The sequence below is a fragment of the Micromonospora sp. AMSO31t genome, from assembly GCF_008868175.1.
GTDB lineage: Bacteria > Actinomycetota > Actinomycetes > Mycobacteriales > Micromonosporaceae > Micromonospora.
In genome coordinates, this window is record NZ_WBKT01000013.1 from 19751 (window position 1) to 41688 (window position 21938).

Consider the following 21938-nt stretch of genomic DNA (forward strand, 5'->3'; position numbering starts at 1 on the left):
TCACTTCAGGTTGCGCAGGGCGTCCTCGATGGCGCGGTGGAAGGTCGGGTACGCGTAGATCATGTGCCGGAGCTGGCTGACCGGGACGGCCGCGTGCACGGCCACGACCAGCGCGGACAGCACCTCGCCGCCGGCCGGGCCGACCGAGGTGGCGCCGATCAGCACGCCGCGGTCGGCGTCGGCGACCAGCTTGATGAAGCCGGCACTGCCGGCCTTGTGGATCCAGCCGCGGGTGGACGAGGTGAGGTCGGTGTAGCCGACCTGGACGTTGATGCCGCGGCTGCGGGCCTGCTGCTCGGTGAGGCCGACCGCGCCCACCTCGGGGTCGGTGAAGGTGACCCGGGGCAGCGCGCGGTAGTCGGCGACCGGCACGCTGCCCGGCGCGACGGCCGAGCCGCCCGTGCTCATGGCCCCGCCGACCGCGCTGACCGCGCCGGCCGCGCCGCCGACCACGCTGGCGGTGCCACTGGCGTCCGGCCCGCCCTTCATACGCCGCACGTGGTCGAGCACGTCGGCGACGACGATGCCCGCCTGGTACATGGCGATGTGGGTGAAGGCGCCCTCGCCGGTGAGGTCGCCGACCGCCCAGATCCCCTCGGCGGCGTGCATCCGCTCGTTCACGGGCAGGTAGCGCTGGGTGCAGTCGATGCCGACCGAATCGAGGCCCAGCTCCTCCAGGTGCGCCCGGCGGCCGGTCACCACCAGCAGCTTCTCGCCGCCGAACGCGCGATCGCCGGCATGGACGGTGAAGCTCGTGCCGTCGTGGGTGACCCGCTCGGCCTTGACCCCGGTGTGGATCTCCACCCCGTCGGCGCGCAGCGCCTCGGCAGCGACCTCCGAGGCCTCCGGCTCCTCGACGGCGAGCACCCGGTCGGCCGCCTCGACCACGATGACCCGGACCCCGAACCGGGCGAAGACCTGGGCCAGCTCCAGCCCGATCGCGCCACCGCCCAGCACCAGCAGCGACTCGGGCAGCTCCTCGACCTCGATGGCCTGGTGGTTGGTCCAGTAGGGGGTGTCGGCCAGGCCGTCGATCGGGGGGACCGAGGGCCGGGTGCCGGTGCCGAGGACGACCGCGTACCGGGCCTCGAACACCTGGTCGCCGACACGGACCCGGTTCGGGCCGTCGAGCCGGCCGCTGCCCCGGACGAACCGGCCGCCCTTGCCGGTGAACCGGTCCACCGCGACCCGGTCGTCCCACGTGTCGGTGGCCTCCTCGCGGATCCGCTTGGCGACCGGCGCCCAGTCGGGCCGCACCTCGGCGCTGCCGGCCAGCTCGTTGACCCGGCGGGCCTCGGCGAGGGCGTTGGCCGCCCGGATCATCATCTTGCTCGGGATGCAGCCCCAGTAGGGGCACTCGCCGCCGACCAGGTCGCGCTCGATCCCGACCACGGCGAGGCCGGCCTCGGCGAGTCGCCCGGCCACCTCCTCGCCGCCGACGCCCAGCCCGACCACGACCACGTCCACCAGTTCCGACTCCGCCACCCCGCCAGCATTCCGCACCGCCGGGCCACCGGCCACCGCGTCGGGCCGGAATTTCCGCGCCGGTGATCATCCCCACCGCCTACGGTGGCCGGATGCAGGCACGTTTCGCCCCGGTCCGGGACTGCTCCCACGACCTGTTCGCCGCCGGCCGGGAGACCGGCGCGGCGCTGTCCGTCTGGTACGACGGCGCGCCGGTGCTCGACCTGGTCGGCGGCACCCGCGCCGCCGTTCCGCCCGGCGTGGCCGTCCCGGCCGTCGGGGCCGAGGCGCCGTGGCGGCCGGACACCCTCGTGAACGTCTACTCGGTGGGCAAGCCGGTGGTCGCGCTCTGCCTCCTGCTCCTCGTCGACCGGGGCCGCGTCGACCTCGACGCGCCGGTGTCCGCGTACTGGCCGGAGTTCCGCGCCCCGGCCACCGTGCGGCAGGTGCTCGCCCACACCTCCGGGCTGCCCGCGTTCCCGGTGCCCCGGCCCGCCGCGGCGATCCCCGACTGGGGGCTGCTCTGCGCCGACCTGGCCGCCGCCGACCCGGAGTGGACGCCGGGCAGCGTCGCGGGCGAGCACGCCTGGACGTACGGGCACCTGGTCGGCGAGCTGGTCCGCCGGGTGGACGGGCGGCCGGTGGGGCGGTTCCTGGCGGAGGAGATCGCCGGCCCGTGGGGCCTCGACCTGGCCTTCGGCCTCGACGCCACGGACCAGCGGCGCTGCGCCGACCTGTCGTACGCCGATCCGGACTGGCCGGTGCGGATGCTGGGCGAGCCGGGGTCGCTGCGCGCCCGCGCGTTGGGCAACCCGGCCGGCGGCCTGGACGTGGCGGTGGTCAACGGCCAGCTCTGGCGCGGCACGGAGTTCCCCGCGGTGAACCTGCACGCCACCGCGTCCGCCCTGGCCCGCCTCTACGCCGGCCTGCTCGCCGGCGGCACTCTCGACGGGGTACGCCGGTTCAGCCCCGAGCTGGTCGCCGAGGCGACCCGGGTGCAGTACGACGGGACGGACCTGGTGCTGGACCGGCGGGCGTCCTGGACGTTGGGCATGCAGTGGGAGCCGGACGGGAGCTGGGGCATGGGCGGGATCGGCGGCAGCAGCGCCTGGGCCGACCCGGAGCGCGGCTACACCTTCGCCTACACGACGGGGCGGTTGGCCGACCACGACCGGGTGGAGGAGCTGGTCGAGGCGTTGCACTCCTGTCTCTGACGGGTAGTGGACTGACCGACACGCGTGGCGAGCCTGTCACGCTGTGTCAGTCGCCGCTACGCTCCGTTCCTCGTGGAGAACGAAGCACCCGCGCCGGCCACCCGGCTGACGGAGCACTCCGGGGTGGCCGCCAACGTGGTCTCCGCCGTGGCCGGGCTGGTCGCCCTGGTGCAGGCCATCCGCTCGGACCCGCTGTGGATCGTGCTGGGCCTGGTCGCCCTGGCCGCGCTGGTGGCGTACCAGGTCTGGCGCCGGCGCTGGCGGACGGCCGGGCTGGCCATGGTGGCACCCTCGATCGAGGCCAGCTCCGGCACGTGCCGGCGGACGTACGCGCCGTCGGGGTCGTAGCGTTCGGCCCGGCGGACCGGGTTGAAACCGCGGTGCGGCCGGGCGTCGTTGCCGGTGCCGGCCACCCACTGCCAGTTGCCCGAGTTGTCGGGCACGTCGCCGTCGAGCAGCCAGCGGAAGAAGACGGCCACCCCGGGCCGCCAGTCCGGGTCCAGCACGTACAGCGGCACCACCCGGTCGAAGGCCGAGCACGCCGACGCCAGCGCCGGGTGGTCGTGCACCCGCAGGTCGCGGGTGAGGAGCACGACGGCCGTGCGGTCGCTCACGCGGCCAGGGCCGGCCGGAGCGCCGGGCCGGGCACCCGCACCGGCGCGCCGGCCGGGGTGACCAGCGCCTGCGCGGCCACCGCCATCCGCCGCCGCCCGGGTACGCGGGCCCGCCGGCTGAACACGTCGAAGTCCTGGGCGGCCACCTCGTCGAGGATGCCGCCGTAGAGCGCATACGCGGTGCGCATGCACGCCTGCGAGGCCGGGGCGAGCAGCGGGATGCCGGGCGCGGCGGCCGCGTAGTGGGCCTGGGCCCGGGTCACCTCGTACTCGATCAGCTCGCGGAGCCGCGGGGTGCCGCGGCCGGCGGCCCGGGCGGCCAGCAGGTCCTCCCGGGTGAGGTCGAACGCGGCCAGGTCCTCGTCGGGCAGGTAGGTGCGCCCCCGGCCCAGGTCCTCGGCGACGTCCCGGATGAAGTTGGTGAGCTGGAAGGCGAAGCCGAGCTGGCGGGCCGGCTCCCGGGCGGCGGCCGGGTCGGAGCTGCCGAGGATCGGCAGCATCATGGTGCCGATGACCGCGGCGGACCCCTCCATGTAGTCGAGCACGTCGTCGTAGGTCGGGTACGACAAGACCGTGAGGTCCATGGTCATGCTGCGCAGGAACGACGCGAAGTCGTCGCGGTCCAGGTCGAAGACGGCGATGGTGTGCAGCACGGCGGGAAGCAGCGGGTCGTCGACCGGCTCGCCGTGCAGGCCGGCGACGAACCGGGCGGACCACTCCGCGAGCCGGGCCGCGCGCTCGGCCGGCGGGAGGTCCTCGGTGCGGTCGACGATCTCGTCGGCGTAGCGGGTGAAGCCGTACAGGGCGTGGACGTGCCGCCGTTTCCAGGCGGGCAGCAGCCGGGTGGCGAGATAGTAGGTACGGCCGTGACGCCGGTGCAGCTCGCGGCAGCGCTCATAGGCAGCGGTGAGATCCGTGTCCACCGGCCCTCCTCAGATTCGACGCAGCAATCGACGCAACTCGTAACCCTAGGGTACGCTCGCGCACATGGCCAACGACGCAGTTGCCGGCAGTCCGCCCCGCTTCGTCGCGCCGGCACAGCCCGGAGCGACCGACGACCCGGTCCGCGACGTCCTGGCCGCGTTCACACAGGACCTGGTGACGGGCGTCGACGAGACCCTGGCGGCGTTCCTGGCCACCGAGGTCGACGCGCTCAGCGAGATCGACGCGGCGATGGGCGGGTTCGCCGCGACGGCCCGCGACTGCGTGCTGGCCGCCGGCAAGCGGGTCCGGCCGACCTTCGCGTACTGGGGCTGGCGCGGAGTGGCCGGCGGCGACGCCCCGCTGCCCGCGGTGCTGCCGGCCCTCGCCGCGCTCGAACTGCTGCACACCTTCGCGCTGGTGCACGACGACGTGATGGACGCCTCCGACACCCGGCGCGGCCGGCCCACCGCGCACCGGGCCGCCGCCCGTCGGCACCGGGCCGCCGGGCACACCGGCGACCCGGAGCGCTACGGCGAGGCCGTCGCCGTGCTCATCGGCGACCTCTGCCTGGTCTGGGCCGACCGGCTCATGGCGCACGCCGCCGTGCCGCCGGCCCGCCTGCTCGACGTGCGCCGCTGCTACGACCAGATGCGGGTGGAGACCGTCGCCGGGCAGTTCCTCGACGTGCTCGGCGAGCACGACGCCGCGAACTGGTCGGTCGACCGGGCGCTGCGGGTGGCCCGCTACAAGACGGCCGGCTACACCGTCCAGCGACCGCTGCTCTTCGGCGCCGCCCTGGCCGGGGCCGAGGCGGACACGCCGCTGATCGCCGCGTACACCCGCTACGGGCTGGCCGTCGGCGAGGCCTTCCAACTCCGCGACGACCTGCTCGGGGTCTACGGTGACCCGGCCGCCACCGGCAAGCCGGCCGGGGACGACCTGCGGACCGGCAAGCCGACCGTGCTGCTGATGCTGGCCCGGCAGCTCGGCACGCCGGCCCAGCGCCGCGCCCTGGAACGGGCCGGCACGGTCACCGGGGCGGGCGAGGTGGCCCGGCTGGCCGACCTGGTCCGCGACACCGGGGCGGTGGCCCGGGTGGAACGGATGATCGCCGACCGCGTGACCGAGGCGCAGGTGGCGCTCGACGACGCGCCGATCGACGGCACCGCGCGGACCGCGCTGACCGGCCTCGCGACCGCCGCCACCACGAGGCGGGCATGATGGGCAACTTCACGAACAAGGGAGCCGGGATGCGCACCGTGAGCGGGCGTACCGACCGGGTGGTGGTCGTCGGCGCGGGGCTGGGCGGGCTGGCCTGCGCGCTGCACCTGGCCGGCAGCGGCCGGCAGGTGACCGTGCTGGAACGCGAGCCGGTGCCGGGCGGGCGCGCCGGCCGGCTCGGCCTCGACGGGTACGAGTTCGACACCGGGCCGACCGTGCTCACCATGCCCGACCTGATCGCCGAGGCGCTCGGCGCGGTCGGCGAGGAGCTGACCGACTGGCTCGACCTGACCCCGCTCGACCCGGCCTACCGGGCCTGGTACCCGGACGGGTCGACGCTGGACGTCATCACCGACACCACCCGGATGGCCGCCGAGATCGCCCGGGTCTGCGGCCCCCGCGAGGCCGACGGCTACCTGCGCTTCGTCGACTACGCGCGCGACCTGTGGCGCTGGGAACGGGCCGACTTCATCGAGCGCAACCTGGACGCGCCGACCGACCTGCTCACCGGCAACCTGCTCCGGCTGCTGGCCAACGGCGCCTTCCGGCGGCTCCAGACGAAGATCAACCAGTTCTTCCGGGACCCCCGTACCCAGCGGATCTTCTCCTTCCAGGCCATGTACGCGGGCCTCGCGCCGCACGACGCGCTGGCCATCTACGCGGTCATCGCGTACCTCGACTCGGTGGCCGGGGTGTGCTTCCCGCGCGGCGGCATCCACGCCGTCTCCCGGGGGATGGCCGGCGCCGCGGAGAAGCACGGCGTGCAGATCCGCTACGGCACCACGGTGACCCGGGTCGAGACCGCGCACGGCCGGGCCACCGGCGTGGTCACCGCCGACGGCGAGTTCGTCCCCGCGGACGTCGTGGTGCTCAACCCGGACCTGCCGGTCGCCTACCGGGACCTGCTGCCGGCGAGCCGGCAGCGCAAGCTCACCTACTCGCCCTCCTGCGTGGTGCTGCACGTCGGTTCGACGCAGGGCTACCGCCGGATCGCCCACCACAACATCCACTTCGGGCGGTCCTGGAAGGGCACGTTCGACGAGGTGATCCGGCGGGGCGAGCTGATGACCGACCCGTCCCTGCTGGTGACCAACCCGAGCCGGACCGACCCGTCGGTGGCGCCGGCCGGCCGGCACACCTACTACGTGCTGGCCCCCGTGCCGAACCTCCACCGGGCGCCGTTGCACTGGCCGGGCGACCTGACCCGCCGCTACGCCGACCAGCTCGTGGCGACGCTGGAGGAGCGAGGCTACGTCGGGTTCGGGGACGGCATCGAGGTGCTGCGCGCGGTGACCCCCGCCGACTGGGCGGCGCAGGGCATGGCCGCCGGCACCCCGTTCGCCGCCGCGCACAGCCTCTTCCAGACCGGCCCCTTCCGCCCGCCCAACCTGCACCGGACGCTGGGCAACGTGGTCTTCGTCGGCTCCGGCACCCAGCCCGGGGTGGGCGTGCCGATGGTCCTCATCAGCGGCAAGCTCGCCGCCGCGCGCATCACCGGGACCACCGCATGACGGCCCGGGAGAAGCACCTCGTCGAGCTGGTCGACGACGGCGGGCACGTGCTCGGCGAGACCACCGTGGCCGCCGCCCACCAGCCACCCGGCCGGCTGCACCGGGCCTTCTCGGTGCTGCTGGTCGACCCGCGGGGGCGGATCCTGCTCCAGCAGCGGGCCGCCGTCAAGACCCGGTTCCCGCTGCGCTGGGCCAACGCCTGCTGCGGCCACCCGCTGCCCGGCCAGTCGCTGGTCGAGGCCGCCAACCGCCGGCTCGCCGAGGAACTCGGCGTCGACCCGGTCGACCTCACCGAGGTCGGGGTCTACCTCTACTACGCCGAGGACCCGGCGACCGGTCGGGTCGAGTTCGAGTACGACCACGTGCTGCGCGCCGACGTACCGGCCGACCTGCCCATCCGGCCCGACCCCGACGAGGTCGCCACCCTGCGCTGGGTCGACCCCCGCGAGCTGGAGGCGGACCTGGACGTCGACCCCCGCGCGTACGCACCCTGGCTCGGCGGGGTGGTGAACCGGCTGCTGCGGCCGGCCCGTCCCGCCGCCGACGTGGCGCGGGCGGGTGCGCCGGCCGACGAGGCAGCGGAGCGGTCGGGTGGCGGATGAGGCGCTGAGCGCGGGAGCCGTCGCGCGCCGGCTGGGGGTCGCCGTCACCACGCTGCGCACCTGGCACCAGCGCTACGGCCTCGGCCCCAGCGAGCACGTGCCGGGGCACCACCGGCGCTACACGCCGGCCGACCTCGCGCGCCTGGACATCATGCGGCGGCTCACCGCGGAGGGGGTCGCCCCCGCCGAGGCCGCCCGCTGGGCCCGCCAGGCACCGGCGGTCCTCCCGCCCGGGCGGCTCGGGCTGAACCGCCGGGCCACGGCGGTCCGGGACGGCGGCGGGACGACCATCCCGGTCGGCCGCGCCGGACCGGTCGCCCGCGGCGTGGCCCGCGCCGCCATGCGGCTGGACTCGGTGGCGATCGGCGCGGCCGTCGCGCACGCCCTCGGCGCCGACGGCGTGGTGCCCACCTGGGACGGGCTGCTGCGGCCGGTGCTCGCCGGCATCGGCGAACGGCACGCCGCCACCGGCGGACTGATCGAGGTGGAGCACCTCGTGTCCCGCTGCGTCTCCGAGGCGTTCGCCACCGTGGCCCGGGCACACCCGGTGGCCGGGCCGGCCCGGATCCTGCTCGCGTGCGCCGATGAGGAACAACACACCCTGCCGCTGGAGGCGTTGGGCGCCGCGCTGGCCGAGGCCGGGGTGGGCTACCGGATGCTGGGCGCCCGGGTGCCGGTGGCCGCCCTGGTCGAGGCGATCAACCGCACCGGCCCGGCGGCCGTGGTGCTCTGGTCGCACACGCGAGTCACGGCCGATCCGGACCAGCTCACCGCGGTGCTCGCTGCCCCGCGCCGCCCGCTGCTGGTGCTCGCCGCCGGGCCCGGCTGGCGGGCCGACACGCTCCCGGCCGGGGTGGTCCGGCCGGTGAACCTCGCCGAGGCCGTCTCGCTGGCGGTGGCCGTACGGGACTCCCTGGACCAGTCGACGGCGGGCTGAGGGGCCTCCCGCTTCGGCGCGACGTCCACTACGGTCGGAAGTCCGCCCGACCCGACCCCCTCTCGGAGCGACGATGCGTCCACGCGCCGTGCCGGCGTTCGCCCTCGGCCTGGTCCTCCTGGTGACCGGCTGCGGCGAGCCCGGCAAGACCCCGTCCCAGGCCGGCGCTCCATCGTCCGCCCCGGCCGCCCCGACGCCGTCGCCCACGCCGAGCCCACGGCCCAGCCCGAGCCGCACCACCCCGCCGAAGCCGAAGCTGCGCCCGGTGCCGAAGACCCTGCCCGCCGGGCTGCACCGCTCCAGCGGCAGCCGGGGGGTCGCCCTCACCTTCGACGACGGGCCGGACCCCCGGTTCACGCCGCAGATCCTCGACCAGCTCCGGGCGGCCCACGTCACGGCGACCTTCTGCCTGGTCGGCAAGCAGGCCAAGCGCTACCCGCAGCTGGTGGCCCGGATCGCCCGCGAGGGGCACCAGCTCTGCAACCACAGTTGGCGGCACGACATCAACCTCGGCCGCCGACCAGCCGCCGAGATCCGGGCCGACCTGGTCCGCACCAACGAGGCCATCCGGGCGGCCGTGCCGCGCGCGCCGATCACCTGGTTCCGCCAGCCGGGCGGCCGCTGGACGGCGGAGGAGCTGACGGTGGCCCGCCAGCTCGGGCTGCGCCCGCTGCACTGGAGCGTCGACCCGCAGGACTGGAACCACCCGCCCGCGAAGACGATCATCAAGCGGGTGACGGCGGCGACCCACCACGGCTCGATCGTCCTGATGCACGACGCGGGCGGCGACCGGACCCAGACGATGGCCGCCTGCCGGCACCTGATTCCGGACCTCAAGCGGCGGTACGGGATCTCCCGGCTACGGTGACATCGCCTCTGACCTGCGGCTTCGTCCGGCTCTGTGCCCGTGGCCATACCGGTTTGGCCGGCCGAGGAGGCATGGCTTATGCTTCTCATGCCTCCGGCGGGGCCGGATGGGAGCAAGTCCGCTTGAAGTTGCGAGTGTGCAATGATGGCGGGGCCGCCCTCATCGTCTAGCGGCCCAGGACGCCGCCCTTTCAAGGCGGTAGCACGGGTTCGAATCCCGTTGGGGGCACGGTCCGGCTCAGGCCGGATGCAACACCAGCTAGGTCCTGTGGAGCAGTTGGAGTGCTCGCCGCCCTGTCAAGGCGGAGGTCGCGGGTTCAAGTCCCGTCAGGACCGCAAGCGCTGACGCCGCGCCTTCATGCGCGGCGTTCTGCGTATCGGCCTGTGCGGTAGCATGAGCCGACAGCACGGCCAGGTAGCTCAGTTGGTACGAGCGTCCGACTGAAAATCGGAAGGTCGGCGGTTCGACCCCGCCCCTGGCCACATAGCCTTTCGCCGGGCTACAGGAACGCCGACCAGCGGAAACGCCGGTCGGCGTTCTGCTTTTCGCCCTGGGAGCCCGTCTGTCCGGTCCTCCCTTCGCCTTCAAGCGATCCACCCCGTTTGGTCCGGTGGCGTGCTGAGCCAGGCAGTCGGTTACCGCGGGGAGGTTGGCGACATGGAGGCGCTCGAAGTCCTGGCAGAGTTCGGCGCAACCGGCCGAGTCGGTCTGCTACATCCCGGCGCCCGCCTACGAGGAGTCGCCGCCGCCTACGGCATGCCGAGGACTCCCACTTGGAGACCGCCGGGTCGCCCGGTAGGTCCGTGACATCGACGCCTATCCACAGGCCCGGTCCGAGCTGCCCGTTCATGGCGATCTTGCGCGACCCACCCAACGACCCCCGAGTTGATCAAGAAGTTTGCGTCGGTCGGGGGCTGTTTCTCGACGCAAACCTCTTGATCGACAAGCCGTCGGGTCAGGGGTACGGGTCCGGGTCGGGCCGGGGTTGGTCCCGATGGTGCGGGCGTGGGGTCGGGCGAAGACTGGTCGCATGACGAGAGAGCAGCGGGACATCTTTGCGCCCTGGCGAGCCACCTACGGGGCCGAGAGCCGCCGACGGCTCGCGTCGTCCGTGGTCGCCGTGCCCCGGGCGCTGGGCGCGCTGGGCGGGGCCGTGCGCCGGCCGGGTCGGCTGCGCGGGCTGGGCGCGGCCCTGCTCGCCCTGCCGGTTGCGGTCGCCTCCACCGCGCTGACCGCGGCGCTCGCCTTCCTGCTGCTGATCAACGTGCTGGCGTACCCGCTCCGCCCCTCGCTCGGGCTCGGGCTCGGGCTCGGGCTCGGCGAACAGACCGCCACCGCCTGGTACGCCAACGCCTGGGGCGGCCCGACCCTGGCCGGCGCGTGGGCGACCCATGCCGCCCTGGTCCTGCTGCTGGTCGTGCCGCCGGTGGTCTGGGCCGTCCGAGGGCTCACCGCCCTTCAGGCGCGGCTGACCGGTCGGCGCCCGGCCGTGGCGCCGTCCACCGCGGTGGGCATCCGACCCGCCGTCATCGAGTCGGTGGCCGTCCGACCGGCGCCGCCGCTTCCCGCGCCCGTCGCGGTGGTCACCCGGCCCGTGCGTCCGGACGCCGGGACGACGCGGGGCGGGCGCGGGCGTCGGCTCGGGGCCGCGCTCGCGGCCGTGGGACTGCTGGTGGCCTGCTCGCTCACCGCGCACGCCAACGGGATCGGGGACAACCTGCTCTGGACGCCGCGCGACCTGACCAGCGGCGTCGCCCTCGCCGTGACGCTCGCGCCGGTCGCGGGGTTGCTGCTGCTCCGGCGTACGGCCTGGTGGCGGCCCCCGGCCCCGCTGCGCTGAGCCTCCCGGGGCTACCGCTTCGGCCGGTGCTGGCCCATGCCGTTCTGGATCGCCTCCCAGACGCTCCGGCCGGCCTGCAACAGCGTCTCCCCGGCCTGGCCGGCGAGCTGGGCCGGTCCGGGCGGGCCGCCCGACCCCTTCTCCGCTTCCTCCGGCTTGCCGGCGGACGGCTTTCCCGGCTGGGCCCGTTCCCCGGCCCCCGCGCCAGACGCCTTCGCCGGGCCGGTGGACGGCGCGCCGGCACCCTCGCCGCCGGCCTGCCCACCTTCACGGGACGGCCCGCCTTCACGGGACGGCCCGCCTTCACGGGACGGGCCACCTTCACGGGACGGGCCGCCCTCGCCCCCGACGGTCCGCCCGCCTTCGCGAGACGGGCCGCCCTCGCCGGGCTGCCAACCCTCGCGGGACCGGCCACCGCCCTGACCACCCTGACGGGACGCGCCACCGCCCTGACCACCCTCGCGGGACGGGCCACCCTGGCCGCTCGACGGTCCGCCCGCCTGGGGCTTGCCGGCACCCCCACGACCGGACGGCTGCCCGCCACCACCGCCACCGCCGGCAGGGGGAGCGCCGGAGGGCTTCTGCTGCCCCTGGTCGCCGGTCGGCGGTTCGGGAGCACGGGTCCCGGCCGGCGTCGCCGGGGAGGGCGGTGCCGGCCGGCCGAGGCCCTCCCGGAGGGCGCGGTCGGCCACGGCGCCGACCGTCCCGATGCGCTGCCCGCGCTCGTCCAGGACGGGTGCGCTGGCGAGCTGGCGGGTCGCCCGGTTCTCGTCGTCGCCCTCGGCGGCGCGGGCGAGCGCCTCGATGAGGTGCGGGTTCCGGTCGATGGTGGTGAGTGCGCGGTCCAGGATCTGCACCAGCTTCTCCAGGCGCACCTTGAGCAGCGCCTCGGCGCTGACGCCGGCGACGTCCAGTTCCACGTCGCTCAGGTGCACCCGGACCCCGGCGTCGAGCTGCAGCAGGTCGGCCAGCCGGGCGCGCAGTGACAGGTCGGCGTCGAGCCCCTTCACGGAGAGCCGGATCTGGTCGACCGTCAGCTCCGGGATGTCGAGCAGGACGTCCGGCTCGGACTGCCCGCCGCCCTGGCGGGCGGGCCGCCCGCTTGTCGGCTCCCGCTCGGTCGGTCCGTTCTCGCTCATGCTCCCCGCTCCCCGCTGGCCCGCCGGCGGGCCGAATCAGCCGCGGTTACCCGGTTTCCGGCAGGGCATCCCTGGTGGTCCCGTACGCCCCTGAACGGAGGCGGCGAGGACGGCCCGCGCTGCCGGAAAACCGGTCTCCCGCTGTCCGGAAGCGGGCGAAGATGAAAGCTGCACAGCGGGGCATCAGCCGGTATGGTCCGGGCCTATGGGACAGGGGATGGCCGATCCGGATGAGGTCCGCCAGGAATTCGACCGATTCTCCCTCCGCAGCACACTCTTCGCCCCCGCCTCCGCCGACCGGGCGTTCGCCGTGTTCACCGGCTCGCTGACCGACTGGTGGGTGCGCGAATACACCTGGTCGGGGCCGGAGGCGCTTGCCGAACTGGGCATCGAGCCCCGGGCCGGCGGCATGCTCTACGAGATCGGCCCGTACGGCTTCCGCGGCGACTGGGGCCGGGTGCTGACCTGGGATCCGCCCCGGCGGCTGGTCTTCACCTGGCAGCTCGGGCCGGACCGGGTGCCGGTGCCGGATCCGGCGCGGGCCAGCGAGGTCGAGGTCCTCTTCCAGCCCGAGGGGCCGGAGCTGACCCGGGTCGACGTCGAGCACCGCTACTTCGACCGGCACGGCGAGGCCGCCGAGGGCTACCGCAAGGCGCTCACCGCCGGCTGGCACGAACTCCTCTGCCGCTACCTGGCCACGGTCGCCCGCACCACCGACTGACCGAGCGCTCGGCCGGATCAATCAACGCACGGGTCGGCCGCCGGTGCACGGCGTCAGCGGTCGATGCCCCTGGCCGAGGAGCGGGTGCCGGTCACGCCGGTGCCGCCCAGGTCGGCCCGGCGCCCGGCGGCCGCACCCGGGCCGAAGCCGCTGCCGGCCAGCCGGCGTCGCGGTGCGGTGCGCAGCCGCGGGTACACCTCGGCCAGCCGGCGCTGGACCCGATCGGAGCGGTCGGCGAGCACCAGCGCCACCGAGGGCGCCCCGGACTCGGCGACCGCCCCGGCCTCGGCCGTCCGCAGCCGTTCGGCGACCACGTGCGCGAACCCGGCCAGCCAGGTACGCCGGAAGGCGGCCGGATGCTCCCCGGCCGGTACGGCGGTGCCGGCGAGACCGTGCGCGGCCTGCACGAGCAGCGAGGTGAAGAGCAGCTCGACCCGTTCCAGGTCACTGGCGAAGCCGAACAGGTGCAGGTCGAAGCCGCTGCCCTGCCGGCGGCGTACGCAGCGGCAGCGCAGCGGGTCGGCGACCGCCGCGAGCAGTGTCGCCTTGTCCCGGGCGTACGGGGCGACCACCTCGACCACCCGGTCGCCGACCGGGTCGGTGGCCGGCTCACGGGCGGCGAGCAGCGCCCGGTCGACACCGTAGCGGGCGATCAGTTCGGTGGCCTTGGCCATGAAGGCGGCCGACTCGGCGGGCGTGCAGGCCGGGTCCTCGGCCTGGGCGAGCAGCTTGCGGACCTTGCTGAGCATCGCCTCGGACATGCACCAGAGCTATCACAGGCCGGGGCCGCGAAGGCGACTCAGGCCGCCCGGCTGCGCAGCGTCGCGACCGTCGACCCGGCGAGGGTGAGCAGGCAGTCGGGCAGCAGCCCGTCGGCCGCCGCGGCGCCGAACAGCGCCTCGCCGGTGTCGGCGTCGTCGTTGGCGTACGCGCTGACGAAGCGGGCCACCCACCGCGTGTCGTAGTCGGCCTGGTCGATCCCGGGAAAGTCGAGCGCGGCGCGGCCCACCGGGGCCTCGTCTCCGACCATGGTGGCGGCCAGGCACCAGGCCACCCCGTACGCCCCGGCCAGCCCGGAGCGGTCCACGACGGCGTCGAAGGTGCCCACCACGCCGTCGCCGTCCCCGGCCAGCGCCGACCGGAGCACGGCGGTCGCATCGTCCAGCGTCTGCTGTGCTTCGTCGGTCACCTGCGGAACAGTAGTTCGGAGGGTCAAGCGGTGACCCCGGAACAGCCCAGCCGTCACGCAGAGTGATACCAGCAGTCGGGGTGCCGACGGACCCACCTCCACGGTCCCGCTCTCCGCGCCGGCACGCTAATGTGCGCAGCGGACCTTCGCCGGAGGAAGGACGACCATGCTCAAATCTCGCGCGTCGCGTGCGGCCCTGTCCACGGCCTGCGCGGCGCTCCTGCTCGCCACCAGCGCCTGCGGGAGCGACAAGCCCGAAGAGGCCACCGCCACCCAGGTGCGCCTCTACGGCACCGACGGCAACATGCAGAACTCGTACGTCGACGCTCTGAAGGACCGCGCGGACCTTCTCAACGGCATGAAGGGCACCACCCCGCTCACGCCGCTGCCCGAGAGCTTCAAGGAACGGCTACGCACCGTAGATCCGAAGCTCAAGGACTACCTCTACTCGGCGGAGACCTACGACGCGATCGTGATAAGCGTGCTGGCCGCACAGCTCGCCGGCACGACCGAGCCGGGCGAGATCGCCAAGCAGATCGTCGGGGCGACCACCAGCGGTCAGCGCTGCGACGAGGTCGCGACCTGCCTGCAGCTGGCCCGAGCGGGCCAGGACATCGAGTACCGCGGGGTGTCGCTGACCCGGGCCGGGTTCACCGACGTCGGCGAGCCGGCCGCCGCCAGCTACGCGACGCTGCACTTCGGCGACCGGCAGCTCGACGACGGCAAGACCGAGTTCGTCGGCGCCGGTGACGAGTCGGGGGCGAGCACCAAGACGCCGCCGAAGGGCAAGAAGTCGCGTCCGGGCAAGTCCTACAAGGAGGACGGCTCCCCGCTGGTGCTCGGCGGGCTGCTGCCGAAGACCGGTGACCTGGCCCTGGCGTACCCGCCGATGGCGGCCGGCGCGGCGCTGGCGATCCGCGAGGTCAACGCGGCGGGCGGCGCGCTCGGCGAGCCGGTGGCCTGGATCGACGGCGACGACGGCACCGACCCGAAGATCGCGAAGGCGACGGTGGCCTCGCACGTCCAGCAGGGCGCGCACGTCATCATCGGCGCCGGGGCCTCGGGCATCTCCCGGGCCGTGCTGCCCGACGTGGTGGCCGCCGGCCGGATCCTCTTCTCCCCGTCGAACACCGACGCCGGGCTGAGCACGGTGGACGACAAGGGCCTCTACTTCCGCACCGCGCCGCCGGACGGCCTCCAGGGCCGGGCGCTGGCCGACGTGATAATGCGCGACGGACCGCACAAGATCGCAATCGTCGCCCGTAAGGACTCCTACGGCGAGGGCCTCCAGGAGAACGTCCGCTCCGAGCTGGAGCGGGCCGGCATGGGCGCCGACAAGGTGAAGCTGCTGTCGTACGTGCCCCCGGAGGGCGCCTCGCCTCCGCCGGTGGACTTCTCCGCCGGCGCCAAGGAGATCAAGGACTACGGGGCGGACGCCGTACTGGTGATCGGCTTCGGTGAGTCCGCGCGGGTGATCACCGCGCTCGCCGACGCCGGGGTGCAGATCCGGCAGTGAGACGACGACGAGGGCCGCACCGGGCGAACCGGTGCGGCCCTCGTCGTGTCCGCGGTCAGCGGGAGCGGCGCCGCTCCAGGAACTCGGTCATCCGCCGGTGCTTCTCCTCGTCCTCGAAGAGCACCGCCTGGCTGAGCAGGTCGAGCTGCGGGTGGGCGGCCGCCGGGGCGTCCACCGCCAGCTTGGTCAGCCGCAGCGCCAGCGCCGAACCCTTGGCCATCTCGTCGAGCAGGCCGTGCGCGGTGGGCAGCAGCTCCGCGGGCTCGGCCACCACCCGGTTGACCAGCCCGATCCGCAGCGCCTCGTCGGCGTCCACCCGCCGCCCGGTGAAGAGCAGCTCCTTGGCCCGGGCCTCCCCGACCAGGGCGGGCAACCGGTAGGTCGCGCCGGCGCCGGCCAGGATGCCCAGCCGCACCTCGGGCTGGCCGAACACGGCACGCGCCGTGCACACCCGCAGATCGCAGGCGTACGCCAGTTCGGCGCCGCCGCCCAGCGCCGGGCCGTCCACGGCGGCCACGGTGGGCATCGGCAGCGCCCGGATCCGGGCGAAGGCGGCCTGGTTGATGGCGGCCAGCGCGTCCAGCCGGCCGCGTTCCCGGAGCTGCGCGATGTCGGCGCCGCCCGCGAAGATGCCGTCCGTGCCGCCGGTGAGCAACAGCAACCGGGGCCGTGCCTCCAGCTCGGCGCAGACGGCGTGCAGCTCGCCGATCAGCTCCGCGTCGATCGCGTTGCGCTTCTCCGGCCGGTCCAGGGTGACGACCAGCCGGTCCGGCAGCTCCTCGATCCGCAGCCCGCTCACCGTGCCGGCCTCTCGTTCGCCGCTGCGGGGCTCGCAAGCTCACTCACCGCGCTCACCGCTTGACCCCGCCTTCCCAGGTGTAGAAGCCCTGGCCGGACTTCTTGCCCAGCCGGCCGGCGGCCACCATCTCCGCCAGCAGCGGCGGCGGCGCGAACCGGTCCCCGTACGCGGCCTGGAGGGTGCGGGCGATGTCGAGCCGGACGTCCAGCCCGACCAGGTCGGTCAGCTCCAGCGGGCCGACCGGGTGCCGGTAGCCGAGCACCATCGCCTTGTCGATGTCGGCGGGGCTGGCCACCCCGTCGGCGACCATCCGGATCGCCTCCAGGCCGAGGGTGACGCCGAGCCGCGAGGTGGCGAAGCCGGGCAGGTCGCGTACCACGACGGGGTCCTTGCCCAGCCGCCCGGCGAGCGCGACAGCCGCGTCGGTGGTCTCCGGCGCGGTGGCCGGCCCGACCACGACCTCGAGCAGCGCCATCGCCCAGACCGGGTTGAAGAAGTGCAGCCCGACGAAGTCGGCGGGCCGCTCCAGCCCCTCGGCCAGCTCGGCGATCGGGATGCTGGACGTGTTGCTGCCGAGCAGGGCGGGCCGGCGGCCCTCGGCGTCGGCGAGCACGGCCCGCTTGAGGTCGAGCCGCTCGGGGACCGCCTCCACGATCACGTCGGGGCCCTCGGCCACCTCGGCGAGGCCGGCGCGCAGGGTGACCCGCTCGCGGTTCGCCGTCGCCGCCTCGGCGGTCAGCTTGCCGCGCTGCACGCCGCGCTCCCACAGCTCGCCGAGCCGCCGCACGGCATCGGCGCCGCGTGCCGGGTCCACCTCGACCAGCTCGACCGCGTACCCGGCGCCGGCCGCCACGTACGCGATGCCGAGGCCCATGGTGCCGGCCCCGACGACCACAAAACGACCACTCATCGATGTCCCTCCGCCGCGGCCGGTGGCGGGGTCTCCGCCGCGCCGGGCCGCTCGCTCGTTCCTGGGTGCGACCCTATGCAGGGCCGGCCCGCGGGCAGGAGTGGGGGCGCGTCGGATCGGGTACAGACGGCCGTCAACGCCGAGGGAAGGATCGAGATGAGCCAGGCACCGGAGAGCGCGGAGAGCACGGAGACCGTGGAGACCCGCGGCGACGAGCGGGTGGACCTGCTCCGCGCGGACACCAACAACGACGGGAAGACCGACGTCTGGGTGGTGGACACCGACGGCGACGGAAAGGCCGACCTGTTCCAGTTCGACACCGACGGCGACGGCAAGGTGGACATCACCATGGTCGACATCGACGAGGACGGCACGCCGGACGAGGTGGTCGACGGCGACGGCGGCCTGCCGCCGGAGCAGACCACCCCCACCGTGCAGGTCTGACGCCCACGCCGGCGGGCGCCCCCGGCGCCCGCCGGCCTCAGGCCAGCCGCAGGGTGGCCAGGTAGTACGGGTGGTCCCGGTCGTCCACGTCGACCAGGCGCCACGGCGAGCCCTGGACCAGCTCGGCGAACTCCTCGACCGAGCACACCAGATAGTCGAACCATTCGGTGCCGAGCAGCCGGTAGCGCAGCCGCAGCCGGAGCTGCCCGCCCAGCCGCCCCCGCCGCCGGTTCAGCTCGTGGTAGCCGGTGTGCACCGGATCGGTGGTGCCGTACGGGTCGGTGCCGTGCGCGATGACCTGGGCGCCGGGGCGGGCCAGCGCGGCGAGCGCGGCCAGCAGCGCGGGGGCCCGCTCCCGCCCCTCGAACAGTCCCAGGTTGTTGCCGAGCAACAAGAACGTGTCGTAGCGCCGGCCGTCGGCGACGTGCCCGTCCACGGTGCCGAGCACCAGGTCGCGTACGCCCCGGTGCCGGCTGACCCGCAGCGCCCCCACCGAGGTGTCCAGCCCGGTGACCGGCACGCCGCGCTCCTGGAGGTGCAGCGCGATGCGGCCGCCCCCGACGCCGATGTCCAGCACCTGACCGTGCACCCGGTCGACGGCCCGGTGGTCGTACGCCTGCCACCGCTCCGGCGGGTCCAGGTAGTGCTCGGTGGGCGCGCCGTTGACCAGCCCGTCGTCCCGCTCGATGATCTCGATGACCGGCCGGGGCAGCCGCCCGCCGACCAGCGGCCGGGGCCCGATCCCGGTGCTGACCGCGTACGCGTCGCGGATCATCTCGCCGAACACGTCGCCGATCGTGGGTTCCCCGCTCACGCTCACGGCGATCACGCTATCCGGGCTCGGCCGGCCTGTCGCGGCCGTATCCTGAGCGGCGTGACAGACCTGGACCGCCTGGCGGCGGAGAAGTACGTGCTGCTCACGACGTTCCGCAAGGACGGACGGGCGGTGCCGACTCCGGTGTGGGCGGTGCGTGACGGCGAGGCGCTGGCGGTGTGGACCGTGTCGGACTCCGGCAAGGTGAAGCGGATCCGGCGCGACGGCCGGGTCACGGTGGCCCCGTGCGACGTGCGCGGCCGGCCGCACGGCGAGGCGGTGCCGGGGCACGCGACGGTGAGCGGCCCGGAGTCGACCCGGCGGATCCGGGGGCTGCTCAAGCAGAAGTACCGGCTGATCGGCCGGTTGAGCCTGCTGGGCAGCCGGCTGCGCCGGGGCGAGAGCGGCACGGTCGGCCTGCGCATCGTGCTGGACTGAGCCGCCCCTGGAAACGACTGAGGGCGGCGGATCGTCGCTGTCGCGACGTCCCACCGCCCCTGATCGGAACGCCTGAGAATCGTCCGGGTCGTCAGTCCCCCTGGCGCTGCTGGGGAATCTGCCCCTGCAGCAGGGCCCGAACCTCCGACTCGCGGTAACGGCGGTGGCCGCCCAGGGTCCGGATGGCGCTGAGCTTGCCAGCCTTGGCCCACCGGGTCACCGTCTTCGGGTCGACACGGAACATCGACGCCACCTCGGCCGGTGTGAGTAGCGGCTCGGGTTCGTGCGTTCGCGATGCCATCGGGTCACTCCTCCACATGTATAGACATCGGCCGGGGTCCCGCCGGCCGACGCGCCTCCCATGGTCCGGCTAGTCCCCGATGTCCGACATGGGCCGAACGGCTGAAGGTCCCTAGACGGACGGATGAACCATGCCCGATTTTTACGACTTTTATGCCGCAGAAACTACCTTAATGGGACTCATGATCACGGTTCGTGATGCGTCAACTACGAGACAGTCTCGCATCGAGAGGCCTCAACCTGGGCAAACCCGACGCTAGTTGCAACGCTCCAGGAGCTGCACCGCGCGCCACCGGGCGACCAGCTTGTCGTACGCCGCGGAAGCCTCCTCCGCCTCGCCCCGGGAGAGCCCCGCCAGCCCCGTCGCGACCAGCTCGGGCGAGTCGTCGGCGGCGAGCGTCTCGTCGGGCAGCAGCTGCACCAGACCGCCGTAGTCGAGCTCCACCACCGACCGCGGGTGGAACTCCTCCAGCCAGCGGGCGGCCTCCTCGACCGCCTCGGTGATCGGAGCCTCGCCGACCGACTTGCGCAGCACCGACAGCGCCCGCGACGACCGGCGGCGCGCCTTGGAGATCTCCGTCCGGTAGCGCAGCGCCCGCCGCTCCGGCTCGGTGACCAGGTGCCGCTCCTGCGAGTCGAAGAGCACGAACCAGCGCAGCGGCACTCCCCAGGTGGCGATCTGCTCGTGCACCCGGGGCACCCCGTGCTCCAGCACCCGCGCCCCGCTGCGCCAGTCCTCCACCACCGCCTTCGCCTGGCCGGCCAGGACCGGCGGGACGAACGCGTCGGCGAGCACCGAGGGCACGCCGTCCCGGGCGCTCAGCGCCGCCTCGGCGACCCGGATCCGCAGGTTCCACGGGCAGACCAGCAGCGTGTCGTCGGTCTCCAGGACGTACGCCTCGTCGGGCAGGTCGGGCAGCCGGGTCCAGCCCGCGCCCAGCGCCTCGATCACCGCCGTCCGCTGCCGGACCGGCCCCTCCAGCGGGGCGACCGCCCGGCCCTCGTTGACGTAGCGGCGCCAGAACGACTGGCGATCCCGATCGAAGGCGGTCAGCGGCTCGTACACGCGCAGGTATGAAGCGAAGAGCGACGGCACGGCGCGATCCTCCCACGAGACGGGACTTCTCCGCCGCCGCCGTCACGAGGCGTCGTGACGTGCGCGACAGTACGGCTGCGGCCGATATTAGGCTCAGCAGCACCGGCACCATCCCGCCGGCGTGCCATCAGGGTCCGCGCCCCACAAGGGCGCACACCGACACAGGAGTCAGCCATGGGCGTATTCGCCAGCACCGACGACCCGGGATCGACCGGTCACGAACAGGTCGTGTTCTGCCAGGACAAGCAGTCCGGGCTGAAGGCGATCATCGGGATCTACTCCACCGCGCTGGGCCCCGCGCTCGGCGGCACCCGGTTCTACCCGTACGCCAGCGAGGCGGACGCCCTCGCCGACGTGCTCGACCTCTCCCGCGGCATGGCGTACAAGAACGCTCTGGCCGGCCTCGACCTCGGTGGCGGCAAGGCGGTCATCTGGGGTGACCCGGAGCAGATCAAGAGCGAGGCGCTGCTGCGGGCCTACGGCCGCTTCGTGGAGTCCCTGGCCGGCCGCTACTACACCGCCTGCGACGTCGGCACCTACGTGGCCGACATGGACGTGATCGCCCGGGAGACCAGCTACGTCACCGGCCGCAGCGTGGAGCACGGCGGCGCCGGCGACTCCTCGGTCCTGACCGCCTGGGGCGTCTTCCAGGGCATGCGGGCCGCCGCCGAGCACGTCTGGGGCAGCCCGACGCTGTCCGGCAAGCGGGTCGGCGTGGCCGGCCTGGGCAAGGTCGGCAAGTACCTGACCGGCCACCTGCTGGAGGACGGGGCCGAGGTCGTGGCGACCGACGTGAACCCCCGGGCCCTGGAGTGGGTGCGCACCAACCACCCGCAGGTCACGCTGGTCGACGACACCGCGGCGCTGGTCGCCTCCGACATCGACGTGTACGCCCCGTGTGCGCTGGGCGGCGCCCTGAACGACGACACGGTGCCGGTGCTGCGCGCGAAGGTGGTCGCCGGTGCGGCCAACAACCAGCTCGCCCACGCGGGCATCGAGAAGGTCCTCGCCGACCGGGGCATCCTCTACGCCCCGGACTACGTGGTGAACGCCGGCGGCGTGATCCAGGTGGCCGACGAGATCGAGGGCTTCAACTTCGACCGGGCCAAGCTGCGGGCCACCCGGATCTTCGACACCACCCGCGAGATCCTGCGACTCGCCGACGACGAGGGCGTCCCGCCGGCGGTGGCCGCGGACCGGCTCGCCGAGCGCCGCATGGCCGAGGTCGGCCGGCTGCGCACGATCCACCTGCGCTGAGCGTCACCTCGGGGGCGGGCCACCGGCCCCGCCCCCGGGCCGCCGCGCCGCCGGCACCGGCGTTAAGCTGGACGTTGGGGTGCTTCGTGCCGATTTGACCGCTGTCACGGCCGCTCCCGC

Annotated in this window: 23 protein-coding genes and 3 tRNA genes; 15 read left to right on the plus strand and 11 right to left on the minus strand. The window is 74.3% G+C overall.

Going from position 1 to position 21938, the window contains the following annotated elements; genetic code table 11:
* Positions 1-1485, minus strand: a complete 1485-nt coding sequence (locus F8274_RS05225; RefSeq protein ID WP_151461138.1) for an NAD(P)/FAD-dependent oxidoreductase — start codon at positions 1483-1485, stop codon at positions 1-3.
* 92 nt (positions 1486-1577) lie between these two features.
* On the opposite strand from F8274_RS05225, the gene F8274_RS05230 reads away from it, so the two are divergent.
* Positions 1578-2678 carry a serine hydrolase gene (locus tag F8274_RS05230; RefSeq protein ID WP_151461139.1) on the plus strand — a complete coding sequence of 367 codons (1101 nt, stop codon included), beginning with the start codon at positions 1578-1580 and terminating at the stop codon, positions 2676-2678.
* A 56-nt stretch (positions 2679-2734) separates the two neighbouring features.
* Here F8274_RS05230 and F8274_RS32545 read toward each other — a convergent pair whose 3' ends face one another.
* Positions 2735-3292 carry an FAD-binding domain-containing protein gene (locus F8274_RS32545; protein WP_192579714.1) on the minus strand — a complete coding sequence of 186 codons (558 nt, stop codon included), beginning with the start codon at positions 3290-3292 and terminating at the stop codon, positions 2735-2737.
* Entirely contained in the window at positions 3289-4215 is a 927-nt protein-coding gene (locus tag F8274_RS05240; protein ID WP_151461140.1) for a phytoene/squalene synthase family protein, read from the minus strand. The genes F8274_RS32545 and F8274_RS05240 overlap by 4 nt, the downstream gene beginning before the upstream one ends.
* A gap of 64 nt (positions 4216-4279) precedes the next feature.
* Between F8274_RS05240 and F8274_RS05245 the strand changes: the two genes are divergently transcribed.
* From F8274_RS05245 to F8274_RS05285, 9 genes are all read left to right on the plus strand, one after another.
* The gene (locus F8274_RS05245) at positions 4280-5437 is read left to right on the plus strand and encodes a polyprenyl synthetase family protein (protein WP_151461141.1); all 1158 of its coding nucleotides are present in this window, start codon (positions 4280-4282) and stop codon (positions 5435-5437) included.
* A 29-nt stretch (positions 5438-5466) separates the two neighbouring features.
* Positions 5467-6948 carry a phytoene desaturase family protein gene (crtI, locus tag F8274_RS05250; RefSeq protein ID WP_192579715.1) on the plus strand — a complete coding sequence of 494 codons (1482 nt, stop codon included), beginning with the start codon at positions 5467-5469 and terminating at the stop codon, positions 6946-6948.
* The gene (gene idi / locus F8274_RS05255; protein WP_151461143.1) at positions 6945-7550 is read left to right on the plus strand and encodes an isopentenyl-diphosphate Delta-isomerase; all 606 of its coding nucleotides are present in this window, start codon (positions 6945-6947) and stop codon (positions 7548-7550) included. Before crtI ends, idi begins: the two co-directional genes overlap by 4 nt.
* Positions 7540-8487: a MerR family transcriptional regulator gene (locus F8274_RS05260; protein WP_151461144.1), complete on the plus strand. Its 948-nt coding sequence runs from the start codon at positions 7540-7542 to the stop codon at positions 8485-8487. Before idi ends, F8274_RS05260 begins: the two co-directional genes overlap by 11 nt.
* A gap of 73 nt (positions 8488-8560) precedes the next feature.
* Positions 8561-9355, plus strand: a complete 795-nt coding sequence (locus F8274_RS05265) for a polysaccharide deacetylase family protein (protein WP_151461145.1) — start codon at positions 8561-8563, stop codon at positions 9353-9355.
* Between the two features lie 155 nt (positions 9356-9510).
* Positions 9511-9583, plus strand: a tRNA-Glu gene (locus F8274_RS05270).
* Positions 9584-9616: 33 nt separating this feature from the next.
* Positions 9617-9690, plus strand: a tRNA-Asp gene (locus F8274_RS05275).
* Between the two features lie 73 nt (positions 9691-9763).
* A tRNA-Phe gene (locus F8274_RS05280) sits at positions 9764-9837 on the plus strand.
* 548 nt (positions 9838-10385) lie between these two features.
* Positions 10386-11195 carry a hypothetical protein gene (locus F8274_RS05285; RefSeq protein WP_151461146.1) on the plus strand — a complete coding sequence of 270 codons (810 nt, stop codon included), beginning with the start codon at positions 10386-10388 and terminating at the stop codon, positions 11193-11195.
* Between the two features lie 11 nt (positions 11196-11206).
* On the opposite strand, the gene F8274_RS05290 is transcribed toward F8274_RS05285, so the two are convergent.
* Positions 11207-12334 carry a hypothetical protein gene (locus F8274_RS05290; RefSeq protein WP_151461147.1) on the minus strand — a complete coding sequence of 376 codons (1128 nt, stop codon included), beginning with the start codon at positions 12332-12334 and terminating at the stop codon, positions 11207-11209.
* A 205-nt stretch (positions 12335-12539) separates the two neighbouring features.
* Here F8274_RS05290 and F8274_RS05295 point away from each other — a divergent pair, with 205 nt between their 5' ends.
* On the plus strand, positions 12540-13055 hold the full coding sequence (locus F8274_RS05295) for an SRPBCC family protein (protein WP_192579716.1): 516 nt from the start codon (positions 12540-12542) through the stop codon (positions 13053-13055).
* 53 nt (positions 13056-13108) lie between these two features.
* On the opposite strand, the gene F8274_RS05300 is transcribed toward F8274_RS05295, so the two are convergent.
* Together F8274_RS05300 and F8274_RS05305 are read right to left on the minus strand one after the other, a co-directional pair.
* Positions 13109-13816 (minus strand): DUF2786 domain-containing protein, encoded by a 708-nt coding sequence (locus F8274_RS05300; protein WP_151461149.1) that lies wholly within the window; start codon positions 13814-13816, stop codon positions 13109-13111.
* A 38-nt stretch (positions 13817-13854) separates the two neighbouring features.
* Positions 13855-14244 carry a hypothetical protein gene (locus F8274_RS05305; RefSeq protein WP_151461150.1) on the minus strand — a complete coding sequence of 130 codons (390 nt, stop codon included), beginning with the start codon at positions 14242-14244 and terminating at the stop codon, positions 13855-13857.
* 166 nt (positions 14245-14410) lie between these two features.
* On the opposite strand from F8274_RS05305, the gene F8274_RS05310 reads away from it, so the two are divergent.
* Positions 14411-15760 carry an ABC transporter substrate-binding protein gene (locus tag F8274_RS05310; protein WP_151461151.1) on the plus strand — a complete coding sequence of 450 codons (1350 nt, stop codon included), beginning with the start codon at positions 14411-14413 and terminating at the stop codon, positions 15758-15760.
* Positions 15761-15815: 55 nt separating this feature from the next.
* Here F8274_RS05310 and F8274_RS05315 read toward each other — a convergent pair whose 3' ends face one another.
* Both F8274_RS05315 and F8274_RS05320 read right to left on the minus strand, forming a co-directional pair.
* Positions 15816-16559, minus strand: a complete 744-nt coding sequence (locus F8274_RS05315; protein WP_151461152.1) for an enoyl-CoA hydratase/isomerase family protein — start codon at positions 16557-16559, stop codon at positions 15816-15818.
* Between the two features lie 52 nt (positions 16560-16611).
* Entirely contained in the window at positions 16612-17469 is an 858-nt protein-coding gene (locus tag F8274_RS05320) for a 3-hydroxyacyl-CoA dehydrogenase family protein (protein ID WP_151461153.1), read from the minus strand.
* A gap of 156 nt (positions 17470-17625) precedes the next feature.
* Here F8274_RS05320 and F8274_RS05325 point away from each other — a divergent pair, with 156 nt between their 5' ends.
* Positions 17626-17913: a hypothetical protein gene (locus F8274_RS05325; RefSeq protein WP_013283434.1), complete on the plus strand. Its 288-nt coding sequence runs from the start codon at positions 17626-17628 to the stop codon at positions 17911-17913.
* 37 nt (positions 17914-17950) lie between these two features.
* Here F8274_RS05325 and F8274_RS05330 read toward each other — a convergent pair whose 3' ends face one another.
* Complete coding sequence (locus F8274_RS05330; protein ID WP_151461176.1) at positions 17951-18727, minus strand: bifunctional 2-polyprenyl-6-hydroxyphenol methylase/3-demethylubiquinol 3-O-methyltransferase UbiG; 777 nt, start codon at positions 18725-18727, stop codon at positions 17951-17953.
* A 60-nt stretch (positions 18728-18787) separates the two neighbouring features.
* Between F8274_RS05330 and F8274_RS05335 the strand changes: the two genes are divergently transcribed.
* Positions 18788-19165, plus strand: a complete 378-nt coding sequence (locus F8274_RS05335; protein ID WP_151461154.1) for a PPOX class F420-dependent oxidoreductase — start codon at positions 18788-18790, stop codon at positions 19163-19165.
* Positions 19166-19256: 91 nt separating this feature from the next.
* Here the strand turns inward: F8274_RS05335 and F8274_RS05340 are convergent, their stop codons facing one another.
* Both F8274_RS05340 and F8274_RS05345 read right to left on the minus strand, forming a co-directional pair.
* Positions 19257-19466, minus strand: coding sequence for a BldC family transcriptional regulator (locus tag F8274_RS05340; protein ID WP_007073996.1), 210 nt, complete (start codon positions 19464-19466; stop codon positions 19257-19259).
* Between the two features lie 255 nt (positions 19467-19721).
* Positions 19722-20561: a hypothetical protein gene (locus F8274_RS05345; protein WP_151461155.1), complete on the minus strand. Its 840-nt coding sequence runs from the start codon at positions 20559-20561 to the stop codon at positions 19722-19724.
* Positions 20562-20735: 174 nt separating this feature from the next.
* On the opposite strand from F8274_RS05345, the gene F8274_RS05350 reads away from it, so the two are divergent.
* Entirely contained in the window at positions 20736-21818 is a 1083-nt protein-coding gene (locus F8274_RS05350) for a Glu/Leu/Phe/Val dehydrogenase (protein ID WP_151461156.1), read from the plus strand.
* Positions 21819-21938: the final 120 nt, after the last annotated feature.

What these genes read in the sequence shown, in the direction of transcription:
- F8274_RS05230 (WP_151461139.1), top strand. Translation starts at nt 1,578, where the DNA reads ATGCAGGCACGTTTCGCCCCGGTCCGGGACTGCTCCCACGACCTGTTC.
- F8274_RS05245 (WP_151461141.1), top strand. Translation starts at nt 4,280, where the DNA reads ATGGCCAACGACGCAGTTGCCGGCAGTCCGCCCCGCTTCGTCGCGCCG.
- crtI (WP_192579715.1), top strand. Translation starts at nt 5,467, where the DNA reads ATGCGCACCGTGAGCGGGCGTACCGACCGGGTGGTGGTCGTCGGCGCG.
- idi (WP_151461143.1), top strand. Translation starts at nt 6,945, where the DNA reads ATGACGGCCCGGGAGAAGCACCTCGTCGAGCTGGTCGACGACGGCGGG.
- F8274_RS05265 (WP_151461145.1), top strand. Translation starts at nt 8,561, where the DNA reads ATGCGTCCACGCGCCGTGCCGGCGTTCGCCCTCGGCCTGGTCCTCCTG.
- F8274_RS05285 (WP_151461146.1), top strand. Translation starts at nt 10,386, where the DNA reads ATGACGAGAGAGCAGCGGGACATCTTTGCGCCCTGGCGAGCCACCTAC.
- F8274_RS05290 (WP_151461147.1), bottom strand. Translation starts at nt 12,334, where the DNA reads ATGAGCGAGAACGGACCGACCGAGCGGGAGCCGACAAGCGGGCGGCCC.
- F8274_RS05295 (WP_192579716.1), top strand. Translation starts at nt 12,540, where the DNA reads ATGGGACAGGGGATGGCCGATCCGGATGAGGTCCGCCAGGAATTCGAC.
- F8274_RS05300 (WP_151461149.1), bottom strand. Translation starts at nt 13,816, where the DNA reads ATGTCCGAGGCGATGCTCAGCAAGGTCCGCAAGCTGCTCGCCCAGGCC.
- F8274_RS05310 (WP_151461151.1), top strand. Translation starts at nt 14,411, where the DNA reads ATGCTCAAATCTCGCGCGTCGCGTGCGGCCCTGTCCACGGCCTGCGCG.
- F8274_RS05320 (WP_151461153.1), bottom strand. Translation starts at nt 17,469, where the DNA reads ATGAGTGGTCGTTTTGTGGTCGTCGGGGCCGGCACCATGGGCCTCGGC.
- F8274_RS05325 (WP_013283434.1), top strand. Translation starts at nt 17,626, where the DNA reads ATGAGCCAGGCACCGGAGAGCGCGGAGAGCACGGAGACCGTGGAGACC.
- F8274_RS05340 (WP_007073996.1), bottom strand. Translation starts at nt 19,466, where the DNA reads ATGGCATCGCGAACGCACGAACCCGAGCCGCTACTCACACCGGCCGAG.
- F8274_RS05350 (WP_151461156.1), top strand. Translation starts at nt 20,736, where the DNA reads ATGGGCGTATTCGCCAGCACCGACGACCCGGGATCGACCGGTCACGAA.